Source organism: Paraburkholderia domus, from assembly GCF_905220705.1.
GTDB lineage: Bacteria > Pseudomonadota > Gammaproteobacteria > Burkholderiales > Burkholderiaceae > Paraburkholderia > Paraburkholderia domus.
This window is the reverse complement of record NZ_CAJNAT010000008.1, coordinates 214,791-241,413: the sequence shown is the minus strand read 5'-3', so window position 1 is coordinate 241,413 and position 26,623 is coordinate 214,791. Positions and strand designations below refer to the sequence as shown.

The 26,623-nt window shown below is 60.9% G+C and carries 23 protein-coding genes; 9 read left to right on the top strand and 14 right to left on the bottom strand.

The window, feature by feature from the left end; all coding sequences use genetic code 11:
* The first annotated feature begins 44 nt into the window (after nucleotides 1–44).
* Nucleotides 45–1,454 carry an NADP-dependent phosphogluconate dehydrogenase gene (gndA, locus tag KHO31_RS17290; protein ID WP_201075732.1) on the top strand — a complete coding sequence of 470 codons (1,410 nt, stop codon included), beginning with the start codon at nucleotides 45–47 and terminating at the stop codon, nucleotides 1,452–1,454.
* A 276-nt stretch (nucleotides 1,455–1,730) separates the two neighbouring features.
* The gene (locus KHO31_RS17285) at nucleotides 1,731–2,048 is read left to right on the top strand and encodes a DUF4148 domain-containing protein (protein WP_201075733.1); all 318 of its coding nucleotides are present in this window, start codon (nucleotides 1,731–1,733) and stop codon (nucleotides 2,046–2,048) included.
* Between the two features lie 292 nt (nucleotides 2,049–2,340).
* On the opposite strand, the gene KHO31_RS17280 is transcribed toward KHO31_RS17285, so the two are convergent.
* Nucleotides 2,341–2,661 carry a hypothetical protein gene (locus KHO31_RS17280; RefSeq protein ID WP_201075734.1) on the bottom strand — a complete coding sequence of 107 codons (321 nt, stop codon included), beginning with the start codon at nucleotides 2,659–2,661 and terminating at the stop codon, nucleotides 2,341–2,343.
* A gap of 248 nt (nucleotides 2,662–2,909) precedes the next feature.
* Between KHO31_RS17280 and KHO31_RS17275 the strand changes: the two genes are divergently transcribed.
* From KHO31_RS17275 to ltaE, 3 genes are all read left to right on the top strand, one after another.
* Nucleotides 2,910–3,221: a cupin domain-containing protein gene (locus tag KHO31_RS17275; protein ID WP_054041883.1), complete on the top strand. Its 312-nt coding sequence runs from the start codon at nucleotides 2,910–2,912 to the stop codon at nucleotides 3,219–3,221.
* 144 nt (nucleotides 3,222–3,365) lie between these two features.
* Nucleotides 3,366–4,139, top strand: a complete 774-nt coding sequence (locus KHO31_RS17270) for a peptidoglycan DD-metalloendopeptidase family protein (protein ID WP_201075735.1) — start codon at nucleotides 3,366–3,368, stop codon at nucleotides 4,137–4,139.
* Between the two features lie 40 nt (nucleotides 4,140–4,179).
* Complete coding sequence (gene ltaE, locus KHO31_RS17265) at nucleotides 4,180–5,187, top strand: low-specificity L-threonine aldolase (protein WP_201075737.1); 1,008 nt, start codon at nucleotides 4,180–4,182, stop codon at nucleotides 5,185–5,187.
* Nucleotides 5,188–5,256: 69 nt separating this feature from the next.
* Here ltaE and KHO31_RS17260 read toward each other — a convergent pair whose 3' ends face one another.
* Nucleotides 5,257–6,624 (bottom strand): MFS transporter, encoded by a 1,368-nt coding sequence (locus tag KHO31_RS17260; RefSeq protein ID WP_201076090.1) that lies wholly within the window; start codon nucleotides 6,622–6,624, stop codon nucleotides 5,257–5,259.
* 746 nt (nucleotides 6,625–7,370) lie between these two features.
* On the opposite strand from KHO31_RS17260, the gene KHO31_RS17255 reads away from it, so the two are divergent.
* Nucleotides 7,371–9,824, top strand: a complete 2,454-nt coding sequence (locus KHO31_RS17255) for a glycogen/starch/alpha-glucan phosphorylase (RefSeq protein WP_201075739.1) — start codon at nucleotides 7,371–7,373, stop codon at nucleotides 9,822–9,824.
* Between the two features lie 84 nt (nucleotides 9,825–9,908).
* Here KHO31_RS17255 and KHO31_RS17250 read toward each other — a convergent pair whose 3' ends face one another.
* The 10 genes from KHO31_RS17250 to KHO31_RS17205 form a co-directional block, all read right to left on the bottom strand.
* Entirely contained in the window at nucleotides 9,909–11,012 is a 1,104-nt protein-coding gene (locus KHO31_RS17250) for a hypothetical protein (protein ID WP_201075742.1), read from the bottom strand.
* Nucleotides 11,013–11,276: 264 nt separating this feature from the next.
* Nucleotides 11,277–11,621: a hypothetical protein gene (locus KHO31_RS17245; protein WP_201075743.1), complete on the bottom strand. Its 345-nt coding sequence runs from the start codon at nucleotides 11,619–11,621 to the stop codon at nucleotides 11,277–11,279.
* A gap of 146 nt (nucleotides 11,622–11,767) precedes the next feature.
* Nucleotides 11,768–12,157, bottom strand: a complete 390-nt coding sequence (locus KHO31_RS17240; protein WP_201075744.1) for a DUF6232 family protein — start codon at nucleotides 12,155–12,157, stop codon at nucleotides 11,768–11,770.
* A 134-nt stretch (nucleotides 12,158–12,291) separates the two neighbouring features.
* Nucleotides 12,292–13,275 (bottom strand): AraC family transcriptional regulator, encoded by a 984-nt coding sequence (locus KHO31_RS17235; protein ID WP_211623787.1) that lies wholly within the window; start codon nucleotides 13,273–13,275, stop codon nucleotides 12,292–12,294.
* A 239-nt stretch (nucleotides 13,276–13,514) separates the two neighbouring features.
* On the bottom strand, nucleotides 13,515–14,630 hold the full coding sequence (locus tag KHO31_RS17230; protein WP_201075746.1) for a M14 family metallopeptidase: 1,116 nt from the start codon (nucleotides 14,628–14,630) through the stop codon (nucleotides 13,515–13,517).
* Nucleotides 14,631–14,681: 51 nt separating this feature from the next.
* On the bottom strand, nucleotides 14,682–15,449 hold the full coding sequence (locus tag KHO31_RS17225) for an ABC transporter ATP-binding protein (RefSeq protein WP_211623789.1): 768 nt from the start codon (nucleotides 15,447–15,449) through the stop codon (nucleotides 14,682–14,684).
* A 38-nt stretch (nucleotides 15,450–15,487) separates the two neighbouring features.
* Nucleotides 15,488–16,201, bottom strand: coding sequence for an ABC transporter permease (locus KHO31_RS17220; protein WP_201075747.1), 714 nt, complete (start codon nucleotides 16,199–16,201; stop codon nucleotides 15,488–15,490).
* The gene (locus KHO31_RS17215) at nucleotides 16,198–16,887 is read right to left on the bottom strand and encodes an ABC transporter permease (protein ID WP_211623785.1); all 690 of its coding nucleotides are present in this window, start codon (nucleotides 16,885–16,887) and stop codon (nucleotides 16,198–16,200) included. Before KHO31_RS17215 ends, KHO31_RS17220 begins: the two co-directional genes overlap by 4 nt.
* A gap of 121 nt (nucleotides 16,888–17,008) precedes the next feature.
* On the bottom strand, nucleotides 17,009–17,782 hold the full coding sequence (locus KHO31_RS17210; protein ID WP_201075749.1) for an ABC transporter substrate-binding protein: 774 nt from the start codon (nucleotides 17,780–17,782) through the stop codon (nucleotides 17,009–17,011).
* Nucleotides 17,783–18,329: 547 nt separating this feature from the next.
* Nucleotides 18,330–19,508 (bottom strand): porin, encoded by a 1,179-nt coding sequence (locus tag KHO31_RS17205; RefSeq protein WP_201075751.1) that lies wholly within the window; start codon nucleotides 19,506–19,508, stop codon nucleotides 18,330–18,332.
* 299 nt (nucleotides 19,509–19,807) lie between these two features.
* On the opposite strand from KHO31_RS17205, the gene KHO31_RS17200 reads away from it, so the two are divergent.
* Complete coding sequence (locus tag KHO31_RS17200; RefSeq protein ID WP_201085750.1) at nucleotides 19,808–20,614, top strand: MetQ/NlpA family ABC transporter substrate-binding protein; 807 nt, start codon at nucleotides 19,808–19,810, stop codon at nucleotides 20,612–20,614.
* Nucleotides 20,615–20,768: 154 nt separating this feature from the next.
* On the opposite strand, the gene KHO31_RS17195 is transcribed toward KHO31_RS17200, so the two are convergent.
* Nucleotides 20,769–21,884, bottom strand: a complete 1,116-nt coding sequence (locus KHO31_RS17195; protein ID WP_211623783.1) for a succinylglutamate desuccinylase/aspartoacylase family protein — start codon at nucleotides 21,882–21,884, stop codon at nucleotides 20,769–20,771.
* A 314-nt stretch (nucleotides 21,885–22,198) separates the two neighbouring features.
* The gene (locus KHO31_RS17190) at nucleotides 22,199–22,981 is read right to left on the bottom strand and encodes an ABC transporter substrate-binding protein (protein ID WP_063499887.1); all 783 of its coding nucleotides are present in this window, start codon (nucleotides 22,979–22,981) and stop codon (nucleotides 22,199–22,201) included.
* A gap of 687 nt (nucleotides 22,982–23,668) precedes the next feature.
* On the opposite strand from KHO31_RS17190, the gene KHO31_RS17185 reads away from it, so the two are divergent.
* Nucleotides 23,669–24,811, top strand: coding sequence for an ABC transporter substrate-binding protein (locus KHO31_RS17185; protein WP_407945942.1), 1,143 nt, complete (start codon nucleotides 23,669–23,671; stop codon nucleotides 24,809–24,811).
* Nucleotides 24,811–26,604 (top strand): diguanylate cyclase domain-containing protein, encoded by a 1,794-nt coding sequence (locus KHO31_RS17180; RefSeq protein WP_201085749.1) that lies wholly within the window; start codon nucleotides 24,811–24,813, stop codon nucleotides 26,602–26,604. The genes KHO31_RS17185 and KHO31_RS17180 overlap by 1 nt, the downstream gene beginning before the upstream one ends.
* The last annotated feature ends 19 nt before the right edge of the window (nucleotides 26,605–26,623 follow it).

The window sequence follows — 26,623 nt, the reverse complement described above, 5'->3', positions numbered from 1 at the left end:
TCCGGCGCGGCGTCTCGACATTATTTGGACTCTGGAGAATTCACATGGGCAAACAGGCAATCGGCGTGGTGGGGCTGGCGGTCATGGGCCGCAATCTGGCGCTCAACATCGAAAGCCGCGGCCACGCGGTGTCGGTGTACAACCGTAGCCGCGAGAAAACCGACGAACTCATCGCCGAATATCCGGACCGGAAGCTGGTCCCGGCCTTCACGCTGGAAGAGTTCGTGGAGTCGCTGGAAAAGCCGCGCCGCATTCTGCTGATGGTCAAGGCAGGCGAGCCGACCGATGCCACCATCGCTTCGCTCAAACCGCTGCTGGACAAGGGCGACATCCTGATCGACGGCGGCAATACGCATTTCACCGACACGATCCGCCGCAATCAGGAACTGGCAAAAGCCGGCCTGCATTTTATCGGCACGGGCGTGTCGGGCGGCGAAGAGGGCGCATTGAAAGGCCCGTCGATCATGCCGGGCGGCCAGCGCGACGCGTATGACCTGGTTGCCCCGATCCTCACCGAAATCGCCGCCAAAGCGCCGGACGGCGAGCCGTGCGTCGCCTACATGGGACCGGACGGCGCGGGCCACTTCGTGAAGATGGTGCACAACGGCATCGAATACGGCGACATGCAACTCATCGCCGAGAGCTACGCAGTGCTCAAGCAGGTCGTCGGCCTGTCAAACGAAGAGTTGGGCAAGGTCTACACCGAATGGAATCAGGGCGAACTCGATAGTTACCTGATCGAAATCACCTCGAAGATTTTCAGCAAGAAAGACGAGGAAACCGGCAAGGATCTGGTCGACGTGATCCTCGATCGCGCGGCGCAGAAGGGCACAGGCAAGTGGACCAGCCAGAACGCGCTCGACCTTGGCGCACCGTTGCCGCTGATTACGGAAGCCGTGTTCGCGCGTGTGTTGTCGTCACTGAAGGATCAGCGCGTGGCCGCAAGCAAGGTGCTGGAAGGACCGGCGGCCAAGCCGCTTGGTGCTGTGCGCGATGCGTTCATCGAATCGGTGCGCCGTGCGCTGTACTTCAGCAAGGTGATCTCGTACGCGCAAGGTTTTGCGCAACTGCGCGCGGCATCGGAAGAGTACAAGTGGGATCTCGATTACGGCACGATTGCCAAGATTTTCCGCGCCGGCTGTATTATCCGCGCCCGCTTCCTGCAGAAGATCACGGACGCCTATACGAAAGACAAGGCAATCGCCAATCTGTTGCTCGATCCGTACTTCCGCGACATCGCGAAGAACTATCAGTCGGCGTTGCGCGAGGTCGTGATTGCCGCCATCAATGCGGGCGTGCCGGTGCCGGCATTCGCGTCGGCGGTCGCGTATTTCGACGCGTATCGTTCGGAACGCCTGCCGGCGAATCTGGTACAGGCACAGCGCGATTTCTTCGGCGCGCATACGTTCGAGCGTATCGACAAGCCGGGCAGCTTCCACGCGAACTGGAGCTGAGCATTTGAATCGTGGCCCGGTGCGCGCTTGCCGTAAGGCGCGCCGGGCTGCGTGAACGATTGAAATCGCAATGCAAATCGAGACGGGCAATTATTGCTGAAAGCTATTAGACAGATAGCGTGGCGGCGTAGTACTCCGCCTACTGTTGCGAAATTCGAAATAGAGTTTCATCGATTAAGGGGTTTCCCCTAGATGTCGACACTCCTAAACTCCTACTTAAGCGTTACGGACAACAGGTCCAAAGCGCATTAAATACAAGTTCTGGAGGTTTACATCATGAAGACTCTTATCTCTGCAGTTGTCGTCGCCGCCGCTCTGGTCGCTCCTGTTGCTTCGTTTGCCCAATCGAACCAGCCGGTTACCCGCGCTGAAGTGCGCGCCCAACTGGTGCAACTCGAAAAGGCCGGCTACAACCCGATCGGCGATCATGTCGACTACCCGGCCAACCTTCAAGCTGCACAAGCTCGCGTCGATGCACAGAACGGCACCACTCAAGCTGTGAACAGCGGCTACGGCGCACCGATCGCAGGCAGCTCGCAAGCCGGCCGTCCGGTGAGCGGCAACGACCGTAACTCGGTCTACTTCGGCAACTAATTTGTCGAAGCTGATGCAAGCGCTGTCTGATTAACAGGCAGCGGGCAATAAAAAACGCCGACCGGATTACCGGGCGGCGTTTTGTCGTTTACGGCTCTGCCCAGCCGCTAGTCCACTGGGTCCAAAGCGCGATTCAACGATTCAACGATTCGGCAGATGCGGAATCCCTTCGTTGCTGGTTAGATTGAGCTGATGAGTCAGCCATCTGCACACCGCGCGCGCTGACCTGCGGCGCTTGGCTGTAAGTGCCGGGGTGCGCGGCAGTGCGGATGCGTTTTCCGCGAACGCCGTTTTAATGCAGGGAGCGATGCCGGCGGCCTATTTCATCGAATAGCGCGCGGCTTGGTTCCAGGGCAAGCAACCAGGATTCGTCGTAACCGCTGAGATTGTCGAGCGCCTCGCGCAGCCGTTCGATCGCGACGGCGGGAATTTCGACGCTGGCTTCGACGCCGCTCGACAATCCCGCGATGCTGGCCAGCTGGACCAGCGCGTCGGCTGCTTCGGCAACGTCTGCCGCGAAAACAAGATGTGTGTTCAACAACTCGACCAGACCGGGCGACGCCGCAATATCGTCCACGTTGAGTTGCACGGCCAGAAAGGTGGCTTTGTTCATCCCCAACTCCTCGTAGATCCAGGCGTTTTGCTTACGGTGCGTTGCGGCAGCATGACTGAGTATAGGCGAGGGTTGAAAGGATTCAATAGTCACACGAATACGGTCGTGCGGCCTCGTGACCACGGTCGTGCCTGCCGCAACACCTATAATGGGGCCGGCCGAAACGCATGATCCAGCCAGACTGAGTGGTTGGGTATGCGGCACGGATAACGCGTCGACAGCGTCTGCTTCTCAACCTGCTATTCACCATGAAGATCATTCGCAGCAAGAGCTTCACCGCGACGCGTCCGTGGGGCGCGCTAGATATCGCCAACATGGGCGGCATCACGACGCGCCTGCATTGGACCGATCAGCCATACAAGTGGCATGTCAATGACGGTGAGGAAGTGTTCGCCGTGCTCGACGGCCGCGTGGAGATGCGATACCGCGAAGGCGGCGTCGAGCAGTCGGCCATTCTGGAAACGGGCGATGTGTTCTACGCGTCCGTGGGCACCGAACATGTCGCGCACCCGATCGGCGTGGCGCGCATTCTGGTGGTCGAGGCCGAGGGTAGTGTTTGACGTTCCAGGCCGATGCTGTGGCGAAGCCGTTGCCGGTGCGCATGGCAACATAATGGACAAGCGCCGTGGTGCTCGCTTCGTGCGGCACGACAAATGCTCCGGGCTGGTTGAATCTGATTGAATCAAAGTGTCGAGGAAAATCACATGACAAGACAATGGCAGTTCACGGCGGCCCGATTGCTGATTGCAGCCACGCTCGGCGTGATGTTCAGCGGCTGTACGTCGATGCCGTGGGAAAGCACGCCGTTCTACAGCAGCGCGCCGTCCCGTCCGACTACGCTTGCCACGGTCCCTGTGCCGGCCGGTTACTATCGCGCCAATCCGGGTGACACGCTGGCGGGCATAGCGTCGGCGTATGGCCGCAAGCCGCAGGAGATTGCGGCGTGGAACGGCCTCGCGTCGAACTCGGCGGTCAATCCAGGCCAGGTGCTGCGGGTTGCTCCGCCGATGGCATCGGGTAGTGTGGTGACACCGCCGGTCAATGTTGCCGGTCAGAGCGGTTCGGTCGCGACGCCTGGCGCGTCCGGCGCTGCCGGCGTTCCGCAGCAAGGCGTGCTGCAATGGCCGTTGCGTGGTCCCGTGCTGAAAGCCTTTGCGCCTGGCAAGTCGAACGGCATCGTGATCGGCGGCCATGCGGGCGATCCGGTCAAGGCGGCCGCTACCGGGCGGGTGGTCTACGCGGGCACGGGTATCGAGGCGTACGGTCCGCTCATCATCATCAAGCACGACGACTCGCTGATTACCGCCTACGGGCAAAACAGCACCCTGCTGGTCAAGGAAGGCGACGCTGTCGCACAAGGGCAAACGATCGGCGAAGTCGGTGTGGATAGCCGGGGTGTGGCGTCGATCCAGTTCGAAGTGCGCCAGAACGGTCAGCCGGTCGATCCGCTTGCGTGGCTACCGAAGTCGGGTGGATGATGTCATCCACACACAAACCGGGACACACAAGGTTCTCACCATGATTGATTTGCGCAGCGACACCGTAACCCGTCCGACCCCGGCCATGCTCGCGGCGATGTCGGCCGCCGACGTGGGCGACGACGTATGGGGCGACGACCCTACCGTGCTGCGTCTGCAAGCAACGGTCGCGGAACGCGCCGGCAAGGAAGCCGGCTTGTTCTTCCCGAGCGGCACACAAAGCAACCTGGCGGCGTTGATGGCGCATTGCGCGCGCGGCGACGAATACATCGTCGGCCAGTTGGCGCACACCTATAAGTACGAAGGCGGTGGCGCGGCGGTGCTCGGCAGCATTCAGCCGCAGCCGCTCGAGAATGCCGCCGACGGGTCGATTCCGCTCGAGAAGATCGCCGCCGCGATCAAGCCGATCGACAACCACTTCGCGCGTACGCGGCTGCTGGCGCTGGAAAACACCATCGGCGGCAAGGTGTTGCCGGCGGGTTATGTCGAAGAGGCTGTGCAACTGGCGCGTCAGCGCGGGTTGTCGACTCACCTCGACGGCGCACGGGTTTACAACGCGGCCGTTGCATCGGGCAAGCCGGTCGCGGCGCTGTGCGAACTCTTCGATTCGATCTCGATCTGCTTTTCGAAGGGACTGGGCGCACCGGTCGGCTCGGTCCTGGTCGGGAGCCAGGCGCTGATCAACGTGGCGCACCGCTGGCGCAAGGTGCTGGGCGGCGGCATGCGGCAGGCCGGCGTGCTGGCGGCGGCTTGCCTGTACGCGCTGGATCACAACGTCGAACGTCTTGCCGACGATCACGCGAACGCCGCGCATCTGGCTGCCGGTCTGGAAGCGATCGACCATGTCAAGGTGCAGTCGATCGCGACCAACATGGTGTTCGCACAGTTTCCGCAGCAGCATTGCGCACCGCTCGAAACGTGGCTCAACGAGCGCGGCATCCTTACGCAGATGCTGTACGCGTCGCGATTCGTCACGCATAAGGACGTGTCACGCGCGGATATCGATACGTTTATTGCCGCAGTGAAGGGGTATTTCGCCGCGCATTGATCGACTGGTCAAGCAGGGAAAGCGGGTTGAAAAAGCGGGCGCACTGCCACAGCAGTGCGCCCGCTTTGTTTATTCCGCCGACGCTTTCGCGTGCACACCCGAGCGGTGTGACGGCGCGAACAGCCGCAGTCCGCTCGCAAGGCTCGCCGCGCCGGCGAAGAATGCGCCTGCGCTGAGCGCGAGTGTCGGCCCATGCCGGCCGGCGATGCCGAAGCTGAGCGCGACCAGCGCAGCGCCGGTGGTCTGTCCGAGCAGCCGGGCAGTTGCGACAATGCCGCTGGCGCCGCCGCTACGCTCGGGCGGCGCGCTCGCCATCAACGCCTTCAGATTGGGCGACTGGAAAAAACCGAAGCCTGCGCCGCAAATCGCCATCCGGATGCCGATGTCGAGTACATGCGGATGCACCGGCAGCAACGCCAGCGATGCCATCCCCGCTGACATTACCGCAAGGCCGATCGCACCGAGCAAGCCCGGGGGATAGCGGTCGGACAGACTGCCCGCCAGCGGTGCGGCCAGCGCGACCACCACGGGCCACGGCGTCATCAGAAAGCCGGTCTCGACCTGGCTGCGATGCAGCACGTCCTCGAAGTAAAAAGGCAGCGACACGAACGCCAGCCCTTGTGCGGCGAACGAACATACCGCGGTCACCGCCGACAGCGCAAACACCGGCCGCTTGAACAGATCGACGGGCAGCATCGGCGCCGGGTGACCGGCTTCACGGCGAATCAGCAACACCCCGAACACCACGGCGATCGCCGCCGCGCTCAGCACCAGTTGCGTCGACGCGCGCTGGGCCGCTTCGCCGAGCGCGAAGATCAGCGCGGCGAAAGTGATCACGTTGAGAAGCGCCGCAATCGGGTCGAAGTTGTGCTTGCCGCGCTCGGTGTGGGGCAGCGCGGGCCACGCGAAGGCCAGCGCCAGCAGGCCGAGCGGCACGTTGACCGCGAACAGCCACGGCCAGGCGGCAACGGACAAAATCAGCGAGGCCACCGTCGGCCCGACTGCGAACGACACGCCGACGATCAGCGCGTTAGTGCCGAGACCTCGTCCGAGCCGATGCGGCGGGTACAGATAGCGGATCAGCGCCGTGTTGACGCTCATGATCGCGCTCGCGCCGAGACCTTGCAGCACGCGCGCGGCGGCCAGCATCGGCAGCGTCGAAGCGAGCGAACACGCCAGCGACGCGAGCGTGAACAGCGCAATGCCGCCGATATAAATCCTGCGATGCCCGACGATGTCGCCGAGCGCCGCGAGCGGCAGCAGTGTCGCGACCATCGCGAGCTGATAGGCGTTGATGATCCACACCGACGCGGCAGGCGCCGCGTGCAGATCCGCGGCGATGGCGGGCAGGGCCGTGTTGGCGATCGCGGTATCAAGCGTGGCGAGCGCAACCGCAAGCATGATTGCGGCCATGGCGCGGCGGTTGGCGGCGGACATCGGGCCGTCTGCTGGAAGGGTCTGGTCGAGCGTGGCGCCACGGGTGGCGCTGGGTTTGTCGGACAAGGCGTGGCTCGTCGGGTTATGCATGCCGCAGCGCCGGACACGTCGGAGGGACAGCGCGGCGCGCAAGCGGCAGGGTTGCGTGGAGGGGACGGCGCGCGGCCTGAGTCCAGCAGTCAGGGCGACACGCGTGGCGAATGTAGTGATTGTTACAGAGACGTGGAAATCGTGCTGCGAGTCCAGCGGGGCGGGGCGCTATATTGGGTTTCGATAATGCAACTAACGGTCAAGCTCGCGCGGCCTCTTCGAACCGGCGCGCTGCCGCGTTGTCACACACCACTCGGGCAAAACGGCTCAGCAGACGAGGCGCTCCGATTTGACCACGGACCGAACCGGTCAACGCATTCATCAGCAAGTCACACGTCGAAAAAATAATCGAGTTGCCTCCTATGGAGGCATGGAGGCGCCTTCCACTGTCCGCCATTTGTTTTCCTGTTTTGCGGGCCGATGCACGCTCGCAGTGCTGCGCACAGGCCGGCCTGCACCGCGTACGTGCGCAAAACCGGTGAAGCGCCGCGTATCGGCGGGCATGGCATGTGCGTGAGCACCCGCTCGCGCTCGCCGGTGTGCGTGAGTCGTAAAATGTCGTACTCTGTTTGTTAACCCGCCTGACCGACACGCGCCTCCCGTCCGTCATCTATGCGGTTCGCGTATGTCGCGTCGTTTTTTCCCCGGAGGCCTCGATGACAGCCGTCGATCTGGAATTCGACCAGCTCAACAGTACCGTCGACGCGCTACGGCGCTCAATTTCCAATCGCATGATGTACGGCGTCGGCAAGGACGCCGTCACTGCTCACCCGCATGACTGGCTGCACGCCGCGGCGCTCGCCGTGCGCGACCGGCTGGTCGCGCGCTGGATGAAGACCACGCGCCTGCAGTACGAACAGGACGTCAAACGCGTCTACTACCTGTCGATGGAGTTCCTGATCGGCCGCACGTTTACGAATGCGTTGCTCGCGCTCGGCATTCACGATCAGATGAAGGAGGCGCTCGCGAGTCTCGGCGTCGACATGGAGATGCTGATCAATATCGAGCCGGATGCGGCGCTCGGCAACGGCGGCCTCGGGCGGCTCGCCGCCTGTTTTCTCGATTCGATGGCGACGCTCGGCATTCCGGGCTTCGGCTACGGTATTCGTTACGAATATGGCATGTTCCGCCAGGAGATCGTCGACGGCGAACAGGTCGAAGCGCCGGACTACTGGCTGCGCGCCGGCAATCCGTGGGAGTTTCCGCGACCTGAGATCAAGTACATGGTGCACTTCGGCGGGCGCACGGTGCAGCGTGGCGAGCATGTCGAGTGGATCGATAGCGAGCATGTGAACGCTACGGCCTACGACACGGTGATTCCGGGTTACGCGACCAGTGCGACGAACACGCTGCGCCTGTGGTCCGCGCGCGCAACCGAAGAGCTCGACCTCGGCGCGTTCAACCGCGGCGATTACCGCAACGCGGTCGACACCAAGAACATGTCTGAGAACGTGTCTCGGCTGCTCTATCCGGACGATTCGACGCCGGCCGGCCGCGAACTGCGGCTGCGTCAGGAATACTTCTTTGTTTCAGCGACGATGCAGGATCTGATTCGCCGCTATCAGCGCACGCATAGCACGTTCGGGCGCTTCGCCGAAAAGGTAGCGGTGCATCTGAACGATACGCACCCAGTGCTGGCGATTCCGGAGCTGATGCGTTTGCTGGTGGATGTTCATCATCAGCCGTGGGACAAGGCATGGCAGCACGTCACCAAGATCTTCTCGTACACGAACCACACCTTGATGCCCGAAGCGCTCGAAACGTGGGATGTCGAAATGCTCGCGCGCTTGTTGCCACGGCATCTGGAGATCATCTTCGAGATCAATGCGGGCTTTCTCAAGCATGTCAGCGAGCAATCAGGACATGACGGCGAGATGATCCGCCGCATTTCGCTGGTCGACGAATATGGCCAGCGGCGTGTGCGGATGGCGTATCTGGCGATCGTCGCGAGTCACAAGGTGAATGGCGTATCGAAGCTGCATTCGCAATTGATGACACGCGATATCTTCGCCGACTTCGCGCGTATCTATCCGGACCGTTTCACCAATGTCACCAACGGCATCACGCCGCGGCGCTGGCTGGCGCAGGCGAGTCCGTCGCTGTCGTCCCTGATCGATCAGCAGATCGGCACGCATTGGCGCAGCAATCTGTTCGAGCTGGAACAACTGCGCAATCTGCGCAACGACAGCGCGTTTATCGACGCCTTCCGCGAAGCGAAGCGGCAGAACAAACTGCGGCTCGTGCAGCGACTCGCACATCACACGAAACTGCACTTCGATCCCGATGCGTTGTTCGACCTGCAAGTCAAGCGCATTCACGAGTACAAGCGGCAGTTGCTGAACGTGCTGCACGTGATCGTGCGCTACAACCAGATTCGCGCGAACCCCGAGCGCGATTGGGTGCCGCGCGTGGTGATGTTCGCCGGCAAGGCGGCATCCGCGTATCGCATGGCGAAGACGATCATCAAGCTGATCGGCGACGTCAGCGAGAAAGTGAATCACGATCCGTTGATCGGCGATCGCCTCAAGGTGGTGTTCGTGCCGAACTACGGTGTGAGCGTAGCCGAGTTGATCATTCCGGCGGCCGATCTGTCCGAGCAGATTTCAATGGCCGGCACCGAAGCGTCGGGCACCGGCAACATGAAGCTCGCGTTGAACGGCGCGTTGACGATCGGCACGATGGATGGCGCCAACATCGAGATATGCGACGCAGTGGGGCGGGACAACATCTTCATCTTCGGCCATACCGCTGACGAAGTGGACAGCCTGCGCGCCAGCGGCTACCGGCCGCGGCAAGTGTACGAGGAGAATCCGGAGCTGCATATGGCGCTCGACCAGATTCGCACGGGCTTTTTCTCGCCAGACGATCCGCTGCGCTTTTCGGATATTTTCCACACGTTGGTGGATTGGGGCGATCACTATATGGTGCTCGCCGATTTCGCCGCATTTGCAAAAGCACAGGACGAGGTGGATGCGCGTTTCGTCGACAAGCGCGCGTGGGCCGAGAGTGCGATCGAGAACGTCGCGGGCATGGGGCAGTTTTCGTCGGACCGCACCATCGGCGAATATGCGCGCAATATCTGGCACGTGAATCCGCTCAGTATGGAATGACGCGGGCGCGTCTGTGGCGCTCATTCAATGAAAAAAAGGCCGTGCGAAATTTTTCGCACGGCCTTTTTTATCGATCAGTGAATCTCACGGCGCGAATCGTTCACTCTCTTTCGCTGCGTGCAAACCGAACTGCCCGCGCGGGAAGTCGAACAGCACGTCGATGTTCTGCATCGCCATCAAACCGACCACGATGCGGTTCGCGTCCGGCTTGGCCTTGACGATTGTCACCTGAGCGGTTTCGTAACGGTGCACCCACGGTCCAGTGCCGATCGCCGTCTCATAGTTGCCCTGATCGAGCACATTGCCGACATCGCCGTCACCGGTCCAGTTAGGCGCTTTGTCCGTCTCGATGCGGATCATGCCGGTGCTGCCGGTTGCGAACACCAGCGGCGCGCAGAAGGTCATCTTGCCGCCCACATTTACGCAGCCTCGCGGCCATTGCGCCGTGCCGTCCTTCGACACCGTCATCGGCACCATCGTGTAGTCCTTCGTAATCGTGCTTGAGGGGCTCAGCACCATGTACGGCTTCGCGAAGTTCGAATGCACCAGATATCGTTGGCCGATGTTGCCGGGCAATGCGCGCAGCGGTTGCGTGTAGCTGTTGTCGTCCGGCTGCGCGGCGCCGACGCCGACGATGCCGGAAAACGCCCAGCCGAATTCACCCGTGTAGCCATCCATGCCGACGCACTTCCGCGCGTTCGGCAGGCAGCGCACGACGTCCACCGCTTGCGCGGCGATCGGTGTTGGCGTGGTGCCGGCCACGCTGAACGGCACCTTGACGGCCGAGCCGAGAATCTCGACGCCGTTCGCGAATGACAAGGACGTCACATTCCCGCCGCTTGCATAGTTCGAACCCGGCAGCACCGACTTCAATACCCGTGCGCCTTGCGTTCCCGTGTCGAGCGCCATGTACACCGCTTTGCCGTCGAGCTGGACCGGCAGGCCGAGGCGTGCGTGATCTTCATCGGCACGCTCCACGTGCAACGGAATCAGCAGGCCGTCGTTGCCGCCGTTGATCAATGCGGCAGTGGAGGCGGGTGGCGTCGGGGTGGGGAAGGTCGTGGAACAGCCGGTCAGCGCGGCGAGCGCGCCGGCTGCGACCAGCGCCGCTGCGGCTGAACGACGAAATTGGAGACGGAAATGAAGACCGGCATGCCGGCGCGCGGCATCGAGAGACGACAGGAACATAGGATCACGCTTTGCAAAAAGGGCGGTCCCTGGCGAAGGCGATGCATCGTGAGCTGCGGGTTGGACAACTCGGACAGCACTGGAGGCAATCTCACTGGATTGCCACGGCGTGAGCGGGGAAACCGGGACGCTTGCGGGGGCCTGCGGGAGGGGACACGCGATAACAGGAGCGGCGACTCTACACGGCCACCCATGGGCAATTGCAAAGATGTGTAAAGATTTGGGGTGCGGCTAGCCAGTTGCCCGCGCAAGCGTTGACCTATGTCAATAGATGCGCGGACGGCGGATCACGGTGGCTTGCGCGCGACCGAGCGTGGCGCGGTCGAGGGCGGTCGTCAGCAGGCCGATCACGTCGTCGAGCGTACGCGAGGTGACTTCGACACGAAAGGTAACGCGCTCGTGTTGCTGGTCGACGGTGACGACATAGAGCCGTAGATCGTCTCCCAGGGCGGCATGCAACGCGCGCCGTCCATGCGCAGATGAAGTGCCGGGCACGGTGACGTCGATGATGACGAGCGGAACGACGACATGCGTGCGGCGGGGAATGTGTGATTCGCGCGGTGCGCGCGGGACGGAGATTCCAGGCGTTGCGACGGACGTGAGCATCATGATTGCGCCGATTCGGCGAGGCGGCGCGCGTTGTTGACACCCAACCACTCTAGCGGCGCGCGCCTCAACGACGCGCAAAAGCTGCCGCGTTACGAATCAAATTTGTGTTAACGCGCCACGCCTGGCGTTTTGCGGACGGCGGCCGCTCAGGCTTTCGTTGCCGCAGCGGCTGCCTTCGCCTCGTGCACGGCCGCGCCGACGCGCTCGACGAATTCGCGATCGGTGCTCATGAGTGCCTCACGCAGGCCATTCGCGGTCTGCACCATCAGACGATGCGTGACGTCCTGGGTTGCCCAAGTGAGCCAGCCGACCACGACCAGCATCGTGCCGCACACCATGCCGACCGGCGAGCGAAATATCCCACCGACAATAGCGCCGACGAGTCCAAGCAGCGAGATCGCACGCGGCAGCGCTTTGTTTTTCGGCACGGTGACGACTTGCACGTCGACGATGTCGCGCAGCGGAAAGACCTGGCCGGCCGACGAGAGTGCGTTACGCGTGACCGACACGCCGCGATCATTGAAAGGAGTTTCCATCGAGTCAGGTGCAATCGGTAGCAAAGGCCGCAGCGTACCAGACTTCAAATGCCTGAAGTTGCGGGATTTTTGCGCCTGCTGATGCCTACTGGTTGAATCCGCTCAGTAAGAGGCGCCGATACGGCCGGCTACCGCTATTCAGCGTGAAAATATCGGTGGTCGTTCAGGCGCATTTCTTGGGGTGTCATCTCGTATGCGCGGCGAAAGGCACGCGCAAAGTCGGATGCACTTTTGAAGCCGACTGAATAGCCAACATCCTTGATCGGAACGCTCGGAAATCGAACGAGTTCGTCTGCCGCGGCGCGTAAGCGAAGATGACGGATATACGCACCCAGGCCACCTTCATGTTCGAATAGCCGATAAATCGTGCTGCGCGGGAGCCCCAGCGATTCAATTACACTATCGGGAGATAGTTCGTATTCCTGTAAGTTTGCGCGAACGTAGCGTCGCGTATAGTCGAACATGAGCGCGCGGCCGACGGCCCGCTTGTTGCCACTCAAACCAGCCTCTTCGCCGAATGCGGCCGCGATCAGTTCAACGAGGCCGGCGAGCTTGCGATGACCCTCCTCGAACGGCATGTACCGGAAGTTTTCGATTAGCGTCGTGGCCCGCTCGACGATAAGCCGCGTGGCAGGCTTGCTCGGGTCGAGCGCGCGTCCGTGTATGGCTGCCGGATCAGAGAACACGTGCTGCAGCAGGTTGGAGGGCACAACCAGCGTGATGTACCGGCACGCCTGCCGACGCAAACGTACGGGTTGTTCAAAGTCCGTGGCAAGTACGCTGCCCCCACACAAAGGGTACTCCCGCTTCCTGGCGAGCGTGGTTGCCGAATGAGTTGCACCGTCGAGGAAGATGGTAAAACCGATGCCGCGCGCGCTATCGCGTGAAATGCGGGCGACGGTGCGTTCGATCACGACATGATCGGTATAGGTGTCGCTGATACGGAATTCGCCGATGTCGTAGCGGTTGTTGATGCAGATAAAGGGCTGTCGAACCTGCCCACGCGACGGCACGACCTCGATAACCTGGCCGAGCTGCTCCCAATAGGCCAGCAATTGCCGTTGCGGCGGCAGCCCTGAAACATCGAATCGGCTATAGGAGATCCCATTCGCGAGCATATCGTGATTCCGTGGCAAGGTAGGACGATAAGGATGCGATCCCCCAATGGGAGACTGGCGGCAACGATCTCGCCGCTCAGTATTGGGCGAATGACGAGTTGGCGCGCCGTCGCTTCCGTGTATCCAATTACCGCTTTTTACTGCCCAAGCTTATCTTATTCTCGGCAACTTACGCCCGCACCGATTGGCGCGAGGGCCGGGCACGACAAAACATCCAAGCCGTTAGACGCTCCACAGACTTAATCCAGAAGCAGGGCACCCGTTCTGAACGCAGTCGCGCCAGCGACTTGAGCAATCGCCATCCCGGCCGACGCAAACCGAACTAGAAGACGTGCATAGAGCACGCCGGTGGTCGTCGCGTTCAACGTCGTGACGTGATCCGTGAGCGGATCGACGATGTCTGCGACCGGCTGGCCGGCTTCGATCCATGCGCCCGCTTCCGCGCGGAAAACGAGCACGCCGCTCACCGGCGCCAGGATCGATTCCGAACCCGCGAACGGTGTGGCGGGAAACAGCAGCGCGGGCAGTGGTGCTGCTTCAGCGTCGATCACGCCGCGATAGCTCAGATAGTTGACGATCGCCTGGGCGTCCTGTTCGGCGAACTCATATGAAACGTCGCACTGACCGCGCAATTCCACTGTGACGGAGATGCCACCATTGGGAATTGGATACTGCTTGCCGTAACGCGCGCGCAGATTGGACCAGCAGAAACTGTGAATTTCGTCGAATGGATTGCCGGCCGCGTTCAGCGTCAACAGCGATGCTTTGGCGCCGATATAACGCGCGAGGGGCTCGACGTCTTCCCAGGTATCCGGGTTAGTGTACAGATGCATCACTGCATTCAGATCGCAATGCAGATCGAGCACGACATCGGCATCGTAAGAGAGCTTTTGCAGCGCGAGACGTTGCGAATCGAGTTCGGTGACGGGTGTCTGCTCGTCGAGTGCTTCACGCATGGCGGCGCGCACGGCAACGCGGTTTGCGTCGATGTCGCTCGTCAGACGCCCTTCGACGCGCGGCATCGCCAAGGCCGTCAGATCGTAAAAGTGACGGTTGAAGTTTTGCGCCGTATGGGTTTCAAAGCGGCCGAGATGGGAGCCGAGCAGGTGTTGATTGAGACCGATCGGATTCGAAACCGGCACGAGGACCACTTCGCCGCGCAGCTTGCCCTCCGCTTCAAGGGCAGCCAGATGCTTGCGCAGACGCCAGGCGACGAGCATGCCCGGCAGTTCGTCGGCGTGCAGCGACGACTGAATGTAGATCTTCTGGCCGCCAGTCGGACCATAGTGAAAACTGGTCAGGTGGCGTTCGGTGCCGAGTGTCGGCGAAATGAGCGGATGCGTTCTGGTTTGCATGGATTCAGGCGGTGGAATCGCCGGGGCACTTCAGTGCCCCGAGCGGCAACGTTATTTGAGGCTGCCGGTAAGAAACTGGCCTAACCGCTCGCTTTTCGGGTTGACCAGAACGTCTTGAGGATGGCCTTCTTCTTCGATTTTTCCCTTGTGCAGAAAGACCACGTGATTCGACACGTTGCGGGCAAATCCCATCTCGTGCGTGACCACGATCATCGTCCGGCCTTCTTCAGCCAGGGCTTGCATCACCTTCAGAACCTCGCCGACCAGTTCCGGGTCGAGCGCCGACGTGGGTTCGTCGAACAGCATGACTTCAGGCTCCATTGCCAGCGCTCGCGCAACGGCTACCCGCTGTTGCTGGCCGCCAGAAAGATGGGCCGGATACTTGCCTTCCATGCTGGCGTTGAGCCCGACCTTGGTCAGATACTTGCGAGCCCGTGTTTCCGCTTCAGCCCGGCTCAACCCCAACACGCTGATGGGCGCTTCGACGATGTTTTCGAGCACGGTCATGTGTGCCCACAGGTTGAAGTGCTGAAATACCATCGATAACCTGGTGCGCATCTTCTGCAACTGCTTGTGATCGCTCACCCGCAAGGAGCCGTTTCTATCAGGCTTGGTCTGAATCTCTTCTGCGTTGAGGGTGATGCGCCCCGAGCAAGGTTGCTCAAGAAAATTGATGCAACGCAGAAACGTGCTTTTACCTGAACCGCTCGAACCGATGATGCTGATGACATCGCCGGCTTTCGCCTTGAGCGACACGCCCTTCAGAACCTCGTTGTCACCGAACTTCTTGTGCAGGTCGTCGACAATCAGCTTATACATATCTCGATACACTCCATCTTGGCTGAGGGTAGCCAGGTTCAATGCCCTTGCGGCTTCAAATAGGCCAGCATGCGTGTTTCCATTCTGCGGAACGCCCATACCAGCGCAAATACGATGCAGGCGTATAGCACGGCGGCAATGCCGTATGCCTGGAAGGATGCGTAGGTTGCCGAGTTCACGTCGCGCGTCACTTTCAGGATGTCAGGGACAGTGGCCGTGAAAGCGAGCGTCGTCGCGTGCAGCATGAGGATGACCTCGTTGCTGTAGTTGGGTAGTGCGCGCCGCAACGCGGATGGCAGGATGATCCGGGTGTAGAGCTTGAATCGGGACATCCCGTAAGCCTGTGCGGCCTCGATTTCGCCATACGCGGTCGACTTGATCGCGCCGGCAAATATCTCTGTGGCGTAAGCGCATTCGTTCAACGCAAAAGCAAGCAGCGTACAGTTCATCGCGTTACGGAAGAACGTATCGAGCAGGGCGTGCGAGTGAACGAACTGAAGGCTGTAGAGCCCCGTATAGCAAAGCAGCAACTGCACGTAGAGCGGTGTGCCGCGGAACACGTACGTGTAGAGCCAGACCGGTCCCGAGATGAAGCGGTTGCGCGACGAGCGGGCCACCGCCAACGGGACGGCGAGGCAGAAACCCAGTCCGATCGACGCGACCAGCAGCCATAAGGTGACGACAAGGCCGCTGTACCGGTAACCATCGGTGTACAGGTAGGACTGCCAGTATTGCCTGACGAGTTCGATCACAGTGCGGCCCTCCGGACACCTGTCGAGTAGCGCTTTTCCAGCCAGATCAACACAAGGTTAGACACCGTCGTGATCACCAGATAGATCGCGCCTGCCGTCAGCGTGAAAAAGAAAAACTCAAGCGTGCTCTTGCCCGCATCCTGCGACGCCTTGACCACGTCGGCGAGACCGATGATCGAGACCAGCGCGGTGGCCTTGACCAGCACCTGCCAGTTGTTGCCGATGCCAGGCAGAGCGAAGCGCATCATTTGCGGGAACATGATGCGGGTAAAGACGCGCCACGAACTCATGCCGTACGCGAAGCCTGCTTCGAGCTGTCCGCGCGGAACGGAGAGAAAGGCGCCCCGGAACGTCTCGGTGAAGTACGCGCCGTAGATGAAGCCGAGTGTGATGACGCCGGCCACGAAGGGGTCGATGTCGATCTGATCGAAACCGAGGGCGTCAGTCAGATTGTTGAGCAGGATCTGAATGCCGTAGAACAGCAACAGCATCAACACGAGATCGGGAACGGAGCGAATCAGCGTCGTGTAGAGCGTGCCGAGGTGAGAGAGGGCGCGGTTCGGCGACAACTTCGCCGCGGCGCCGCCGAGACCCAGCAGGAACGAGGCAGCCAGCGACAACACCGCCAGCTTGACTGTTTCCCATGTGCCCGCAAGGAGAAGCGGGCCAAAACCGTGAAAGAACATGTATTGCTATCCTCGATTGCACAGCGTCCCCGTTCGGCGCCGGCGATTCGGGCCGGCGCAACGAGTGACGCTGAACCATGGCATACGGCGGGTGGACCGACGAAAGGTGCTCAGCTACCGCTTAGCTGCCGTAGACGTCGAAGACGAAATACTTCTTCTCGATGGCTTTGTAGGTGCCGTCCTTGATGATGTCGGCGATGGCCTTGTCGATCTTCTCCTTCAGGTCCACGTCGTCCTTGCGCATGCCGATGCCGGCGCCGTTGCCGAGGATCTTCGCGTCGACGATGTCCTTGCCTGCGAACTGGAAGCCCGCGCCGCGCGGCGTATTCAGGAAGCCGATGTCGGCCTGCACGGCGTCCTGCAAGGCGCCGTCCAGACGGCCCGAGAGCAGGTCGGTGTAAACTTGGTCCTGGTTCTGGTACGGCACGACCTTGGCGCCCTTCGGCTCCCAATAGGTCTTGGCGTAGGTTTCCTGAATCGTGCCCTGTTCGACGCCGATCGTCTTGCCCGCCAGCGATTCCGGCGTGGGCTGCAGGGTCGAGCCTTTCTTCGCGATGAGGCGCGTCGGCGTGTTGAACAGCTTCGACGAGAAGGCGACCTGTTCGGCGCGTTGCGGTGTCATCGACATCGACGACAGCACGCCGTCGAACTTCTTCGCCTTCAGCGCGGGAATCATGCCGTCGAAGTCATTTTCGACCCACACGCACTTGGCCTTCAGACGCGCGCAGATCTGGTTGCCGAGATCGATGTCGAAGCCGGTCAGTTTGCCGTCGGTACCCTTCGATTCGAACGGCGGATAACTCGCGTCGACCCCGAAGCGGATGGTGGACCAGTCTTTTGCGTATGCGCCAGTTGCGATGGCTGCGAGCGCGATACACAGGGCAAGCTTCTTCATGACATCTCCAGAAAGGGACTTCGTGACGCCGGGCGCAGGGGTTCGAGTCCCCGCAGCGTCCGGTCTTCGATCTATCTATGTTGTCTAGATGTATCGAATTCAGGGTACATGACGCGCTGGTCAGCGCAACTTGTCTATACAAGATATCCGGTCAATATCCTGCGCAGCAAGTGGGGTTTTCTCGTACGCTATTGGCTAAATGTAAGGATTTGATGGGTTTTCAGCGCTTGCTGATCAAATTTTGTCGGCCGAATGTACGTCGCTCGACGAAGCGGTATATACACCTTAAACGATGAAGTCTGTGCGTTAATGTCTATACAAGATCGCGCTTGGACCTGCTTGCATATGATCAGGCGAGCGTGTTCCGGTGACGCCGGATCGCATGCGCAGAGGCCGCGAGTGCGGCCCAGGAGAGGGTGCTAAAGGGGATGTTGCCGAGGATTGGCGGGTGCCTGACAAACCGGTCCCCCCAAAAGAAAAACGCCCCGCAGGGCGTTTTTCAGAACCTTGAGACAAGGAGCGCTTGCTCCCTGCCTGAAAGACTCGCTTAGAACTTGTGACGGATACCGACGCGGAATGCCAGTTGGTTGTCCGCACCCGTGCCCGACGTGCTGAAGTAGCTCGTGCTCGAACCGATCTGCGCTTGCAGATTTTGCGTACCGTTGTGGCCGGCAGCGATCTGGTAGATACCCAGTGCGTACACGTCCGTACGCTTGCTCAGCGCGTAGTCGACGCTCAGGTCCACCTGGTTCCAGTGGCCCGTGTTGGCATCGCTCAGGTGCATGTACGTGTAGCCTGCACCAGCCGTCAGCGCCGGCGTGAACGCGTACTTCGCGCCCGCTTCGTATGCAGCGAACGTGGTCGCGCTGCCCGTGATCGGGGCGAGACGCGTGTTCGTGTACAGCGCCCACAGCGTGGCTGCGCCGATCGCGTAGCGGCCGCCAACGCCGAACGTGCGCAGATCCTGGATCTGGCCCGTACCGACCGTCGGGAACGTCACGTTAGCCAGCGACGTCGAGAAAGCCGGCGTTGCCTGACCCGGGTAGCGGATGTCCGTGTACGCTGCGCCCACGCCGAACGGGCCGTTTGCGTAGTTCAGGCCGAAGCTGTATGCGCGCGACGAACCTGCGACCGGTGCCGCGGTCGTGCCGGTGCCCGGCACGCCGGCGAAGCCGCCAGCCGTGTTCGAGAAGCCGTACATAGCGCCGAAGGTCAGGCCCGCGAAATTCGCGCTGCTGAACTTGACCGAGTTGTTGATGCGGCTCGAGGTCAGCTGGTCGACGTCGTTGATGTGATAAGCGTAGTTACCCGCGACGGTTTGGCCGCCGGTCGAGTAGTTGCCGCCCAGATAATCCGTCGAAAACGAATACTGGCGACCGAACGTCAGCGAACCAATGTTGTTCTGCGACAGACCGACAAACGCTTGACGGCCGAACAGCGCGCCGCCCTGGCCGAGCGTGCCGTTACCGCTGTTGAAGCCGTTTTCCAACACGAAAAGTGCCTTCAGGCCGCCACCGAGGTCTTCGGTGCCGCGCAGGCCCCAACGGCTGCCTTGAGCAACGCCGTCGTCGTACTTGAAGAGGTTGTCGTGACCGGTGGCGGTCTTCGAGTTGTTCACGTAGCTGATGCCGGCATCGATCAGGCCATACAGCGTGACGCTGCTTTGCGCGTGGGCGGCGCTGGCGAAGACGGCGAGAGTAGCGGCGGTCAATACTTTCTTGTTCAAGACTTTCTCCGATTAAAAATTAAGCGATCGCGAAGCCGTGCTCTTTGGCAGGGTCGTGCGATGGCCCGAAATTTAAGGGAACGCAGAGTAAGGTATGTGACAGCTTTGCTTATTTTCGTAATCTGTAGCGCCGGCGCGACACTCACATAGCTTTGCTGGCTGAACTCACGCAAGGCACGCTCCTCATAAGCTTTTTCCAGAACGTGCATATAAGCGTGTGAAAAACGATTGGTTTTCGGGTGCATCGGCTGCATGCGACGATCCGCGCCTATCAATCAAAGCTGCTCGAGGGGAAACGCATGCACCGCCGGAAAATCATCCAGAATCTGCTCGCTATCGCCGCCGTTTCGCTGACGGCAACGTTTGCGCATGCTGACGACAAACAACTCAAGATCGGCACGATGAGCGGTCCGGACGCGCAGATCTGGTCGGTCGTGACCAAGGTTGCGGCGCGCGAAGGACTGAATGTGAAGGTCATCGAATTCAACGACTACGTGCAGCCGAACGCGGCGCTCGATGCCGGCGACCTCGATGCCAACGGTTTCCAGCACCAGCCGTTTCTCGACAGCCAGATCAGGCAGCGCGGCTACAAGATCGTCAACGTCGGCCTGACCTACGTGTCGCCAATGGGCTTCTATTCGAAGAAGTTCAAGTCGCTCAAGGACTTGCCGGAAGGCGCGAAGGTCGGCATCCAGAACGATCCGTCGAACGGCAACCGCGCGCTGCTGCTGTTGCAGAAGGCCGGTGTGATCAAGCTGAAGCCGGGCGTCGGCACGAACGGCGTCAACGCCACGCCGCTCGACGTCGCCGAGAACCCGAAGAAGATCAAGCTGGTCGAACTCGACGCCGCGCAATTGCCGCGCGCGCTCGGCGACCTCGACGCGGCGTCGATCAACACGGACTACGCGGTGAAGGCCGGCTTGCAGCCGACCAAAGACGCGATCGCGATCGAAGACCTCAAAGGTCCGTACGCGAATCTGATCGCCGTGCGTGCGCAGGATCGCGACAAGCCGTGGGTCAAGAAGCTGGTCGCGGCTTATGAATCGGATGAAGTGCGCAAGTACATCGACACGCAGTTTAAAGGCGCGATCATTCCCGCTTTCTGAGCGGTTTCATAAACGGTTTGCCAGCCGTTTTCAAGCAATTCGTTGTTTCACAACAGACCCGTAAACGCAGATCGCCCGCTGAAATAGCGGGCGATCTGTTTTGCAGGCATAGCTTCCGCAGGCACTTGCAGGGGAGCGAGGCTGCAGTTGCTCCTTAGTTGCTCAACAACGACCCGCTTCTGAACGCTTTCGCGCCGGCAATACGCGCGAATTCCAGCCCGGCCGTTGCGAAGCGCGTCAAATGCCGCGCGTACAGCACACCGGCCACGCTGCTCTTCAGCGTCACGACTTGATCGGTCAACGGATCGACGATATCCGCGATCTCATGGCCGACATCGACCCAGGTGCCGACTTCGCAGCGGTAAACCAGCACGCCGCTGATCGGCGCGACGATCGGCTCGGCGCCGGCCAAAGGCGTGGCGGCAAATTCGAGCGCCGGCAGCGGCGCCGGCGTGCCGTCGATGACACCACGCGAGGTCAGGTACTCGATGATCGCCTGGGCGTCGCGCTCTGCGTACTCGTACGACACTTCGCGTTGACCGCGCAGTTCGATCGTGACCGAGATCGAGCCGTTCGGAATCGGGAAACGGTCGCCGTAACGGCCGCGCAGATCCGACCAGCAGAAGCTGTGGATTTCGTCGAACGGATTACCCACCGAATTCAGCGCCAGCAGCGATGCCTTGGCGTCCAGATAGCAGGCGAGCGGCTCGACTTCCGGCCACAGATCGGGGTTCGTGTACAGGTGCATCGCGGCTTCCCAGTCGCAGTGCAGATCGAGTACGACATCCGCGTCATACGAAAGCTTTTGCAACGCCAGACGTTGCGATTCGAGTTCGGTTGCCGGCGCTTGCGCGCCGAGCGCCTCACGCATTGCCGCGCGGATTGCCGTGCGATTGGCGTCGACGTTGTCGGTCAGACGCGCTTCGATGCCGGGTTGAATCAGCGCCGACAGTTCGTAGAAATTGCGGTTGAAGTTCTGCGCGCTGTTGGTCTCGAAGCGGCCCGTCAGATGGCCGAGAAAATGCTGATTCAGGCCGATCGGATTGGCCACCGGCACGATCACGACTTCGCCGCGCATCTTGCCGGCGGCTTCCAGTGTGGCGAGCTTGCGGCGCAACGCCCACGAGACCAGCATGCCAGGCAACTCGTCGGCATGCAGCGACGACTGGATGTAAATCTTCTGCCCGCCGCCTGGACCATAGTGAAAACTCGTCAGATTACGGGCGGTGCCGAGTGTCGGGGCGATCAGCGGATGGGTTTGGGTTTGCATGGTTTTCAAATCCGCGGGCAAGCGGGGCATGCCGCGCTATGTCGTTGATTACAGGAAGAAAGGGTGTTTCACGGTCGGTCATTGGCGGGCTGGCTCGCGGCGCCTCAATCGCACGATCTTAGCCGATATGACGCGACGTGTGGCTTAATGCGGCGTCGTCCGGATGACGCGCGGCACGCGGGCAGTCCTGTTCGGCCCGATCGTCGCCGGGGTAGTGCGGCAAAGCGGCCCCGCAAACGAAACGGGCTCCGCATGGTGTGCGGAGCCCGTTGCCTGCAAGCCGGCAAGCGCGTCGTCAGACGCGCGTGGCTGGCTTAGCCGCCGTACACGTCGAAGTCGAAATACTTCTTCTCGAGCTTCTTGTACGTACCGTCCTTGATGATGTCGGCGATAGCCTTGTCGACCTTCGCCTTCAGATCGGTGTCTTCCTTGCGCATGCCGATGCCTGCGCCGTTGCCGAGGATCTTCTCGTCGACGATATCCTTGCCGGCGAACTCATAGCCCGCGCCGCGCGGCGTCTTCAGGAAGCCGATTTCGGCTTCGACCGCGTCCTGCAGGGATGCGTCAAGACGACCCGACAGCAAGTCCGCGTAGACCTGGTCCTGGTTCTGATAAGGCACGACCTTCGCGCCCTTCGGTTCCCAGTACGTCTTCGCGTAGGTTTCCTGGATCGTGCCTTGCTCGACGCCAACTGCCTTGCCCTTCAGCGAATCGGCGGTCGGCAGGATGCCCGAACCCTTCTTCGTGACGAGGCGCGTCGGCGTGTTGAACAGCTTCGACGAGAAGGCGATCTGCTCAGCGCGTTGCGGCGTCATGGACATCGACGACAGCACGCCGTCGAACTTCTTCGCTTTCAGGGCCGGGATCATGCCGTCGAAGTCGTTTTCGATCCACACGCACTTGGCCTTCAGGCGCGCGCAGATTTCATTGCCGAGGTCGATGTCGAAGCCCGCGAGCTTGCCGTCCGAGCCCTTGGACTCAAACGGGGGGTAGCTGGCGTCAACGCCGAAACGGATAGTCGACCAATCTTTAGCGTGTGCGCCAATCGAGACGGTAGCAAGCAGAGCAACCGTCAAAGCCGCTAGCAGTTTTTTCACTGTTTAACTCCTCGGTGTAGTTCAAATACTCCCGTATGCGGTTGTGCCGCTGCGGGACGCCCGGCGCGACTCACGACCAGGCTTGGGTTGAAGCTGCCGGCCGGGGCGGCCAGCAGCGCGCGCCAAGCTTATCAGTTCAAAAAGAATGGGTAGCTAGTGAAACACCGGATAGCGCGCGAGGCTAGCTTCTAAAGCCGGGATGTGGTGAAGATTCGACTGCACCGCCAATGCGTATTGGATGGTTTTCTCATGCCGCCTGTCGCTGTAACCGCCTCGTAAAGAAGTTGGCTAATGGCGGGGCCTGGCCCGGATACTTCGCGCAATGCGTTGTGCCTGCAAATCCGGCATTGAGAATGCCGTTATTAACTACCACTTATTACGGCGATCACGTTTGTTTCAATTGCCTGACGATGAGTTAAAGATTTCTCAGGAACTACCGTTAAATACGGATGAGCACGTTTGTTAAATCACGCGTGACAAGCTGTTTTTCTCGATTGAAGCGTGGAGGTAACCAAAAATGGTTTGCTTGGCGCTATTATCAACGCTCTGCCCGCCCGCCATCGTAGCGTATGAGCGTACCGGTATCTGTCTGAACAAAGTCATCGAGCACTACGCCCGCGGTTAAACGCCGCGCGCCTGTCTGCGCTCGTCGTAACGGCCTTCTGCTAAGCGGTGTTGTATATGTGCATGATTTCCATGGCAGATGAAATGCGTTGTTTCAAACCAGGCTTGCGGCGTCGAATTGCAGTCGCCGTGGTGCGTGCGAATTCGCTGCGCTGCGGCGGGTTTTCCGGTTTTTTGACGCTGCTGATAAATGTCGTTTTCTGCTGTAGCCTTTTGTCGTCAGCTTCAGCCGTGGCCGCCGATAAAGTTCTGCGTGTGCTGGCATGGCCCGGTTATGCAGACGCCGACGTCGTCAAGACTTTCGAAGCACGCTACAACGCGAAGGTCGAAGTCACGTTGGTCGATTCCGACGAGGCGCTATGGGCGCAGATGCATGCCCAGGGCATGCCGCCGTTCGATGTGCTCGCTGCCAATACGGTTGAAATCGGTCGCTATACCCGCGCGAATCTGCTGGCGCCGCTCGATCTGGCCCGTTTGCCGAATACGAAAAGACAGTTGCCGCGGTTTCAGGCGCGCTCGTCGATTGAAGGGCTGACCTCGGCAGGCAATGTGTACGCCGTTCCATTCACGTATTCGTCGATGGGGCTGATCTATGACCGCAAGCAGTTCGCCGTTGCGCCGCGCTCGATGCGCGAGTTGTGGAACCCGCGTTACCGCGGCAAGGTTCTCGACTTCAATAGCGCCCAGCATAATTTCTCGTTCACCGCGCTGGCGCTGGGATACCGCCATCCTTTCCAGCTCGATGCCACGCAGATGCGCGTGATCGCTCACAAGCTCGTGGATCTGCGCCGCAACCTGTTGACCTATTACACGTTGCCGGAAGAGGCGACCGCGTTCTTCATCCAGCATAAAGTTGCCTTGATGTTCGGTAACTATGGCACCCAGCAGGTTGAATCGCTGCGCCGCGCCGGCGCTGACGTGGGCTACGTAATTCCCAACGAAGGGGCGCTCGCGTGGCTGGACTGCTGGTCGATGACGCGAGCCGCCAAGGATCAGTCGCTCGCGCTTGCGTGGATCAATTACATGCTCGAACCGGGCGTCAGTGCGTTGTTGACGCAACGCCAGGGGCTTGCCAACACGTTGACGGCGCCGGCGGAAAACAGCGACAACGCGCACATCGTCTGGATTGGCCCGGTGGAAGATATTCAGCGGCGCGAAGAACTGTGGAACAGAATCGTGTCCGGCGACAGGTCGGAGCTCTTTTGATGATACGTCCCGGCTTGACGTTCAAACTATCGATTCTGCTTGCATGCATCGGCGTGCTCGCGTCCGGCGCGACCGGTTATTACGCGTATCGTGCCAACCGTACGATGCTGGTGAGCGAAGCCGAACGCAGCCTGTTGACTTCAACGGAACTGCTAGGCCAGCGCGTTTCCGTGGCGATCGACGATGTCGGCGCAGATGCGCAGGTGCTCGCCAGCATGCCGTCTTCGGCGGATATCGCGCAATCCGATGACGGCATTGGCCCGAATGCGCCGCGCGAACAGCTGGCGCAGGTGTATGCCAGCTTCATGGTGCACCACCCCGAGTACCTGCAAATCCGCTTGATTACCCGTCAGCACTACGGACTCGAGCTGATTCGTTTCGACCGCGATGCGGATGGCCTGGTGCGGGTCGAGGGGAACAGCCTGCAGGAAAAAGGCCAGTTCGCGTATGTGTTCGACACGCTGGCGTTCTCGCCCGGGCGCATTTATACGTCGCCGATTTCGGTGAATCACGAGTACGGTACGCATGCCGCCGAGGGCAAACCGACGTTGCGGCTCGGCACACCCGTGGCGGACGCGAGTGGAGCCGTGGTGGGCGTCGTTATTATCGACGTCGATGTGGACGATCTGCTCAAGCGCGTGCAGAGTGATTTGCCGAGCGACTATCAGGTCTATCTCGCCAACGAATGGGGGGATTTCCTGGTCCATCCGGACGCCTCGAAAACGTTCGGCTTCGACAAGGGCCGCCGCGTTCTGATGCAGGACAGTTTTTCGGCCACCAAGCCGCTCTTCGATCAGTCAAAAAGCGAAGTTTTGCTGAACGGTCTCGTGCGGCCGAGGCAGGCGGCCGGTCAGGTGCTCGCTTTCGTGCGCAGACCGTTCGGCGCCTCCGCGGGCAACCGTTTTATCGTGCTCGGCCTCGGCAAGCCGCTCGATCATGTGCTGGCCGGCGCCAACCAGCTGGGTATCAGAATCATTCGCATGGTCTTGATCTTCAGCGTGCTGGCGTTGTTCCTCGCGATTCTGTTTGCGCGTGCGCTGACCAAGCCTTTGCACATTCTCGCGTATGCGGCCACCCATCTGTTCGCCGGGCACGCGATGGAGACGTTGCCGCTCAAACGTACCGACGAGATCGGCGTGCTGGCGCGCTGCTTCGATCGTCTGCGCCGGGAAATCAAGTCGCAAATGGATGTGCTGCATAACAAGCAGCGTGAGCTCGTGCATCTCGCCACGCACGACGGGCTGACCGGCTTGCCGAACCGCATGTTGTTCATGCAGAAACTCGAGGCCGCGATCGGAGAGGCGACGCGGCGTGGGGAAGCGCTCGCCGTGCTGTTCGTCGACCTCGACCGCTTCAAGCAGATCAACGATCAGTTCGGCCATTCGATTGGCGACAAAGTGCTCGCTGCGGTGGCGAGCCGGCTCAAGGAGGTGCTCTGCACGGCAGATGTTGCCGCGCGCCTCGGCGGCGACGAGTTCATCGTGTTGATCGAGGGGCCGCGCTCCGCGGAGGCCGCACCGGGGATTGCCTCGCGGATCATGGGCGCGTTGAACGAAGAGCTGCTGATCGACGGACAAAGCATGACGGTGGGCGCGAGCATCGGCATCAGCCAGTATCCGGACGATAGCGCCACAGCGGAGGAACTGCTGCTCAACGCCGACGCGGCCATGTATGCGGCCAAATCCGGTGGACGGTGTGCGTATCTACGCTACCGGGATGTGCTGGAGAGGCGCAAGCAGGAGCAGGCGAGCGAAGGCGCAACGGAAGGCCGCGAGGCGGAGCCGACTGCCTGAAGCGCCGATGAGAAGCGCT

Excerpts from the sequence above, each read along its gene's own strand:
- gndA (WP_201075732.1), top strand. The coding sequence starts at position 45 with ATGGGCAAACAGGCAATCGGCGTGGTGGGGCTGGCGGTCATGGGCCGC.
- KHO31_RS17285 (WP_201075733.1), top strand. The coding sequence starts at position 1,731 with ATGAAGACTCTTATCTCTGCAGTTGTCGTCGCCGCCGCTCTGGTCGCT.
- KHO31_RS17280 (WP_201075734.1), bottom strand. The coding sequence starts at position 2,661 with ATGAACAAAGCCACCTTTCTGGCCGTGCAACTCAACGTGGACGATATT.
- KHO31_RS17275 (WP_054041883.1), top strand. The coding sequence starts at position 2,910 with ATGAAGATCATTCGCAGCAAGAGCTTCACCGCGACGCGTCCGTGGGGC.
- KHO31_RS17270 (WP_201075735.1), top strand. The coding sequence starts at position 3,366 with ATGACAAGACAATGGCAGTTCACGGCGGCCCGATTGCTGATTGCAGCC.
- ltaE (WP_201075737.1), top strand. The coding sequence starts at position 4,180 with ATGATTGATTTGCGCAGCGACACCGTAACCCGTCCGACCCCGGCCATG.
- KHO31_RS17260 (WP_201076090.1), bottom strand. The coding sequence starts at position 6,624 with ATGTCCGCCGCCAACCGCCGCGCCATGGCCGCAATCATGCTTGCGGTT.
- KHO31_RS17255 (WP_201075739.1), top strand. The coding sequence starts at position 7,371 with ATGACAGCCGTCGATCTGGAATTCGACCAGCTCAACAGTACCGTCGAC.
- KHO31_RS17250 (WP_201075742.1), bottom strand. The coding sequence starts at position 11,012 with ATGTTCCTGTCGTCTCTCGATGCCGCGCGCCGGCATGCCGGTCTTCAT.
- KHO31_RS17245 (WP_201075743.1), bottom strand. The coding sequence starts at position 11,621 with ATGATGCTCACGTCCGTCGCAACGCCTGGAATCTCCGTCCCGCGCGCA.
- KHO31_RS17240 (WP_201075744.1), bottom strand. The coding sequence starts at position 12,157 with ATGGAAACTCCTTTCAATGATCGCGGCGTGTCGGTCACGCGTAACGCA.
- KHO31_RS17235 (WP_211623787.1), bottom strand. The coding sequence starts at position 13,275 with ATGCTCGCGAATGGGATCTCCTATAGCCGATTCGATGTTTCAGGGCTG.
- KHO31_RS17230 (WP_201075746.1), bottom strand. The coding sequence starts at position 14,630 with ATGCAAACCAGAACGCATCCGCTCATTTCGCCGACACTCGGCACCGAA.
- KHO31_RS17225 (WP_211623789.1), bottom strand. The coding sequence starts at position 15,449 with ATGTATAAGCTGATTGTCGACGACCTGCACAAGAAGTTCGGTGACAAC.
- KHO31_RS17215 (WP_211623785.1), bottom strand. The coding sequence starts at position 16,887 with ATGTTCTTTCACGGTTTTGGCCCGCTTCTCCTTGCGGGCACATGGGAA.
- KHO31_RS17210 (WP_201075749.1), bottom strand. The coding sequence starts at position 17,782 with ATGAAGAAGCTTGCCCTGTGTATCGCGCTCGCAGCCATCGCAACTGGC.
- KHO31_RS17200 (WP_201085750.1), top strand. The coding sequence starts at position 19,808 with ATGCACCGCCGGAAAATCATCCAGAATCTGCTCGCTATCGCCGCCGTT.
- KHO31_RS17195 (WP_211623783.1), bottom strand. The coding sequence starts at position 21,884 with ATGCAAACCCAAACCCATCCGCTGATCGCCCCGACACTCGGCACCGCC.
- KHO31_RS17185 (WP_407945942.1), top strand. The coding sequence starts at position 23,669 with ATGATTTCCATGGCAGATGAAATGCGTTGTTTCAAACCAGGCTTGCGG.
- KHO31_RS17180 (WP_201085749.1), top strand. The coding sequence starts at position 24,811 with ATGATACGTCCCGGCTTGACGTTCAAACTATCGATTCTGCTTGCATGC.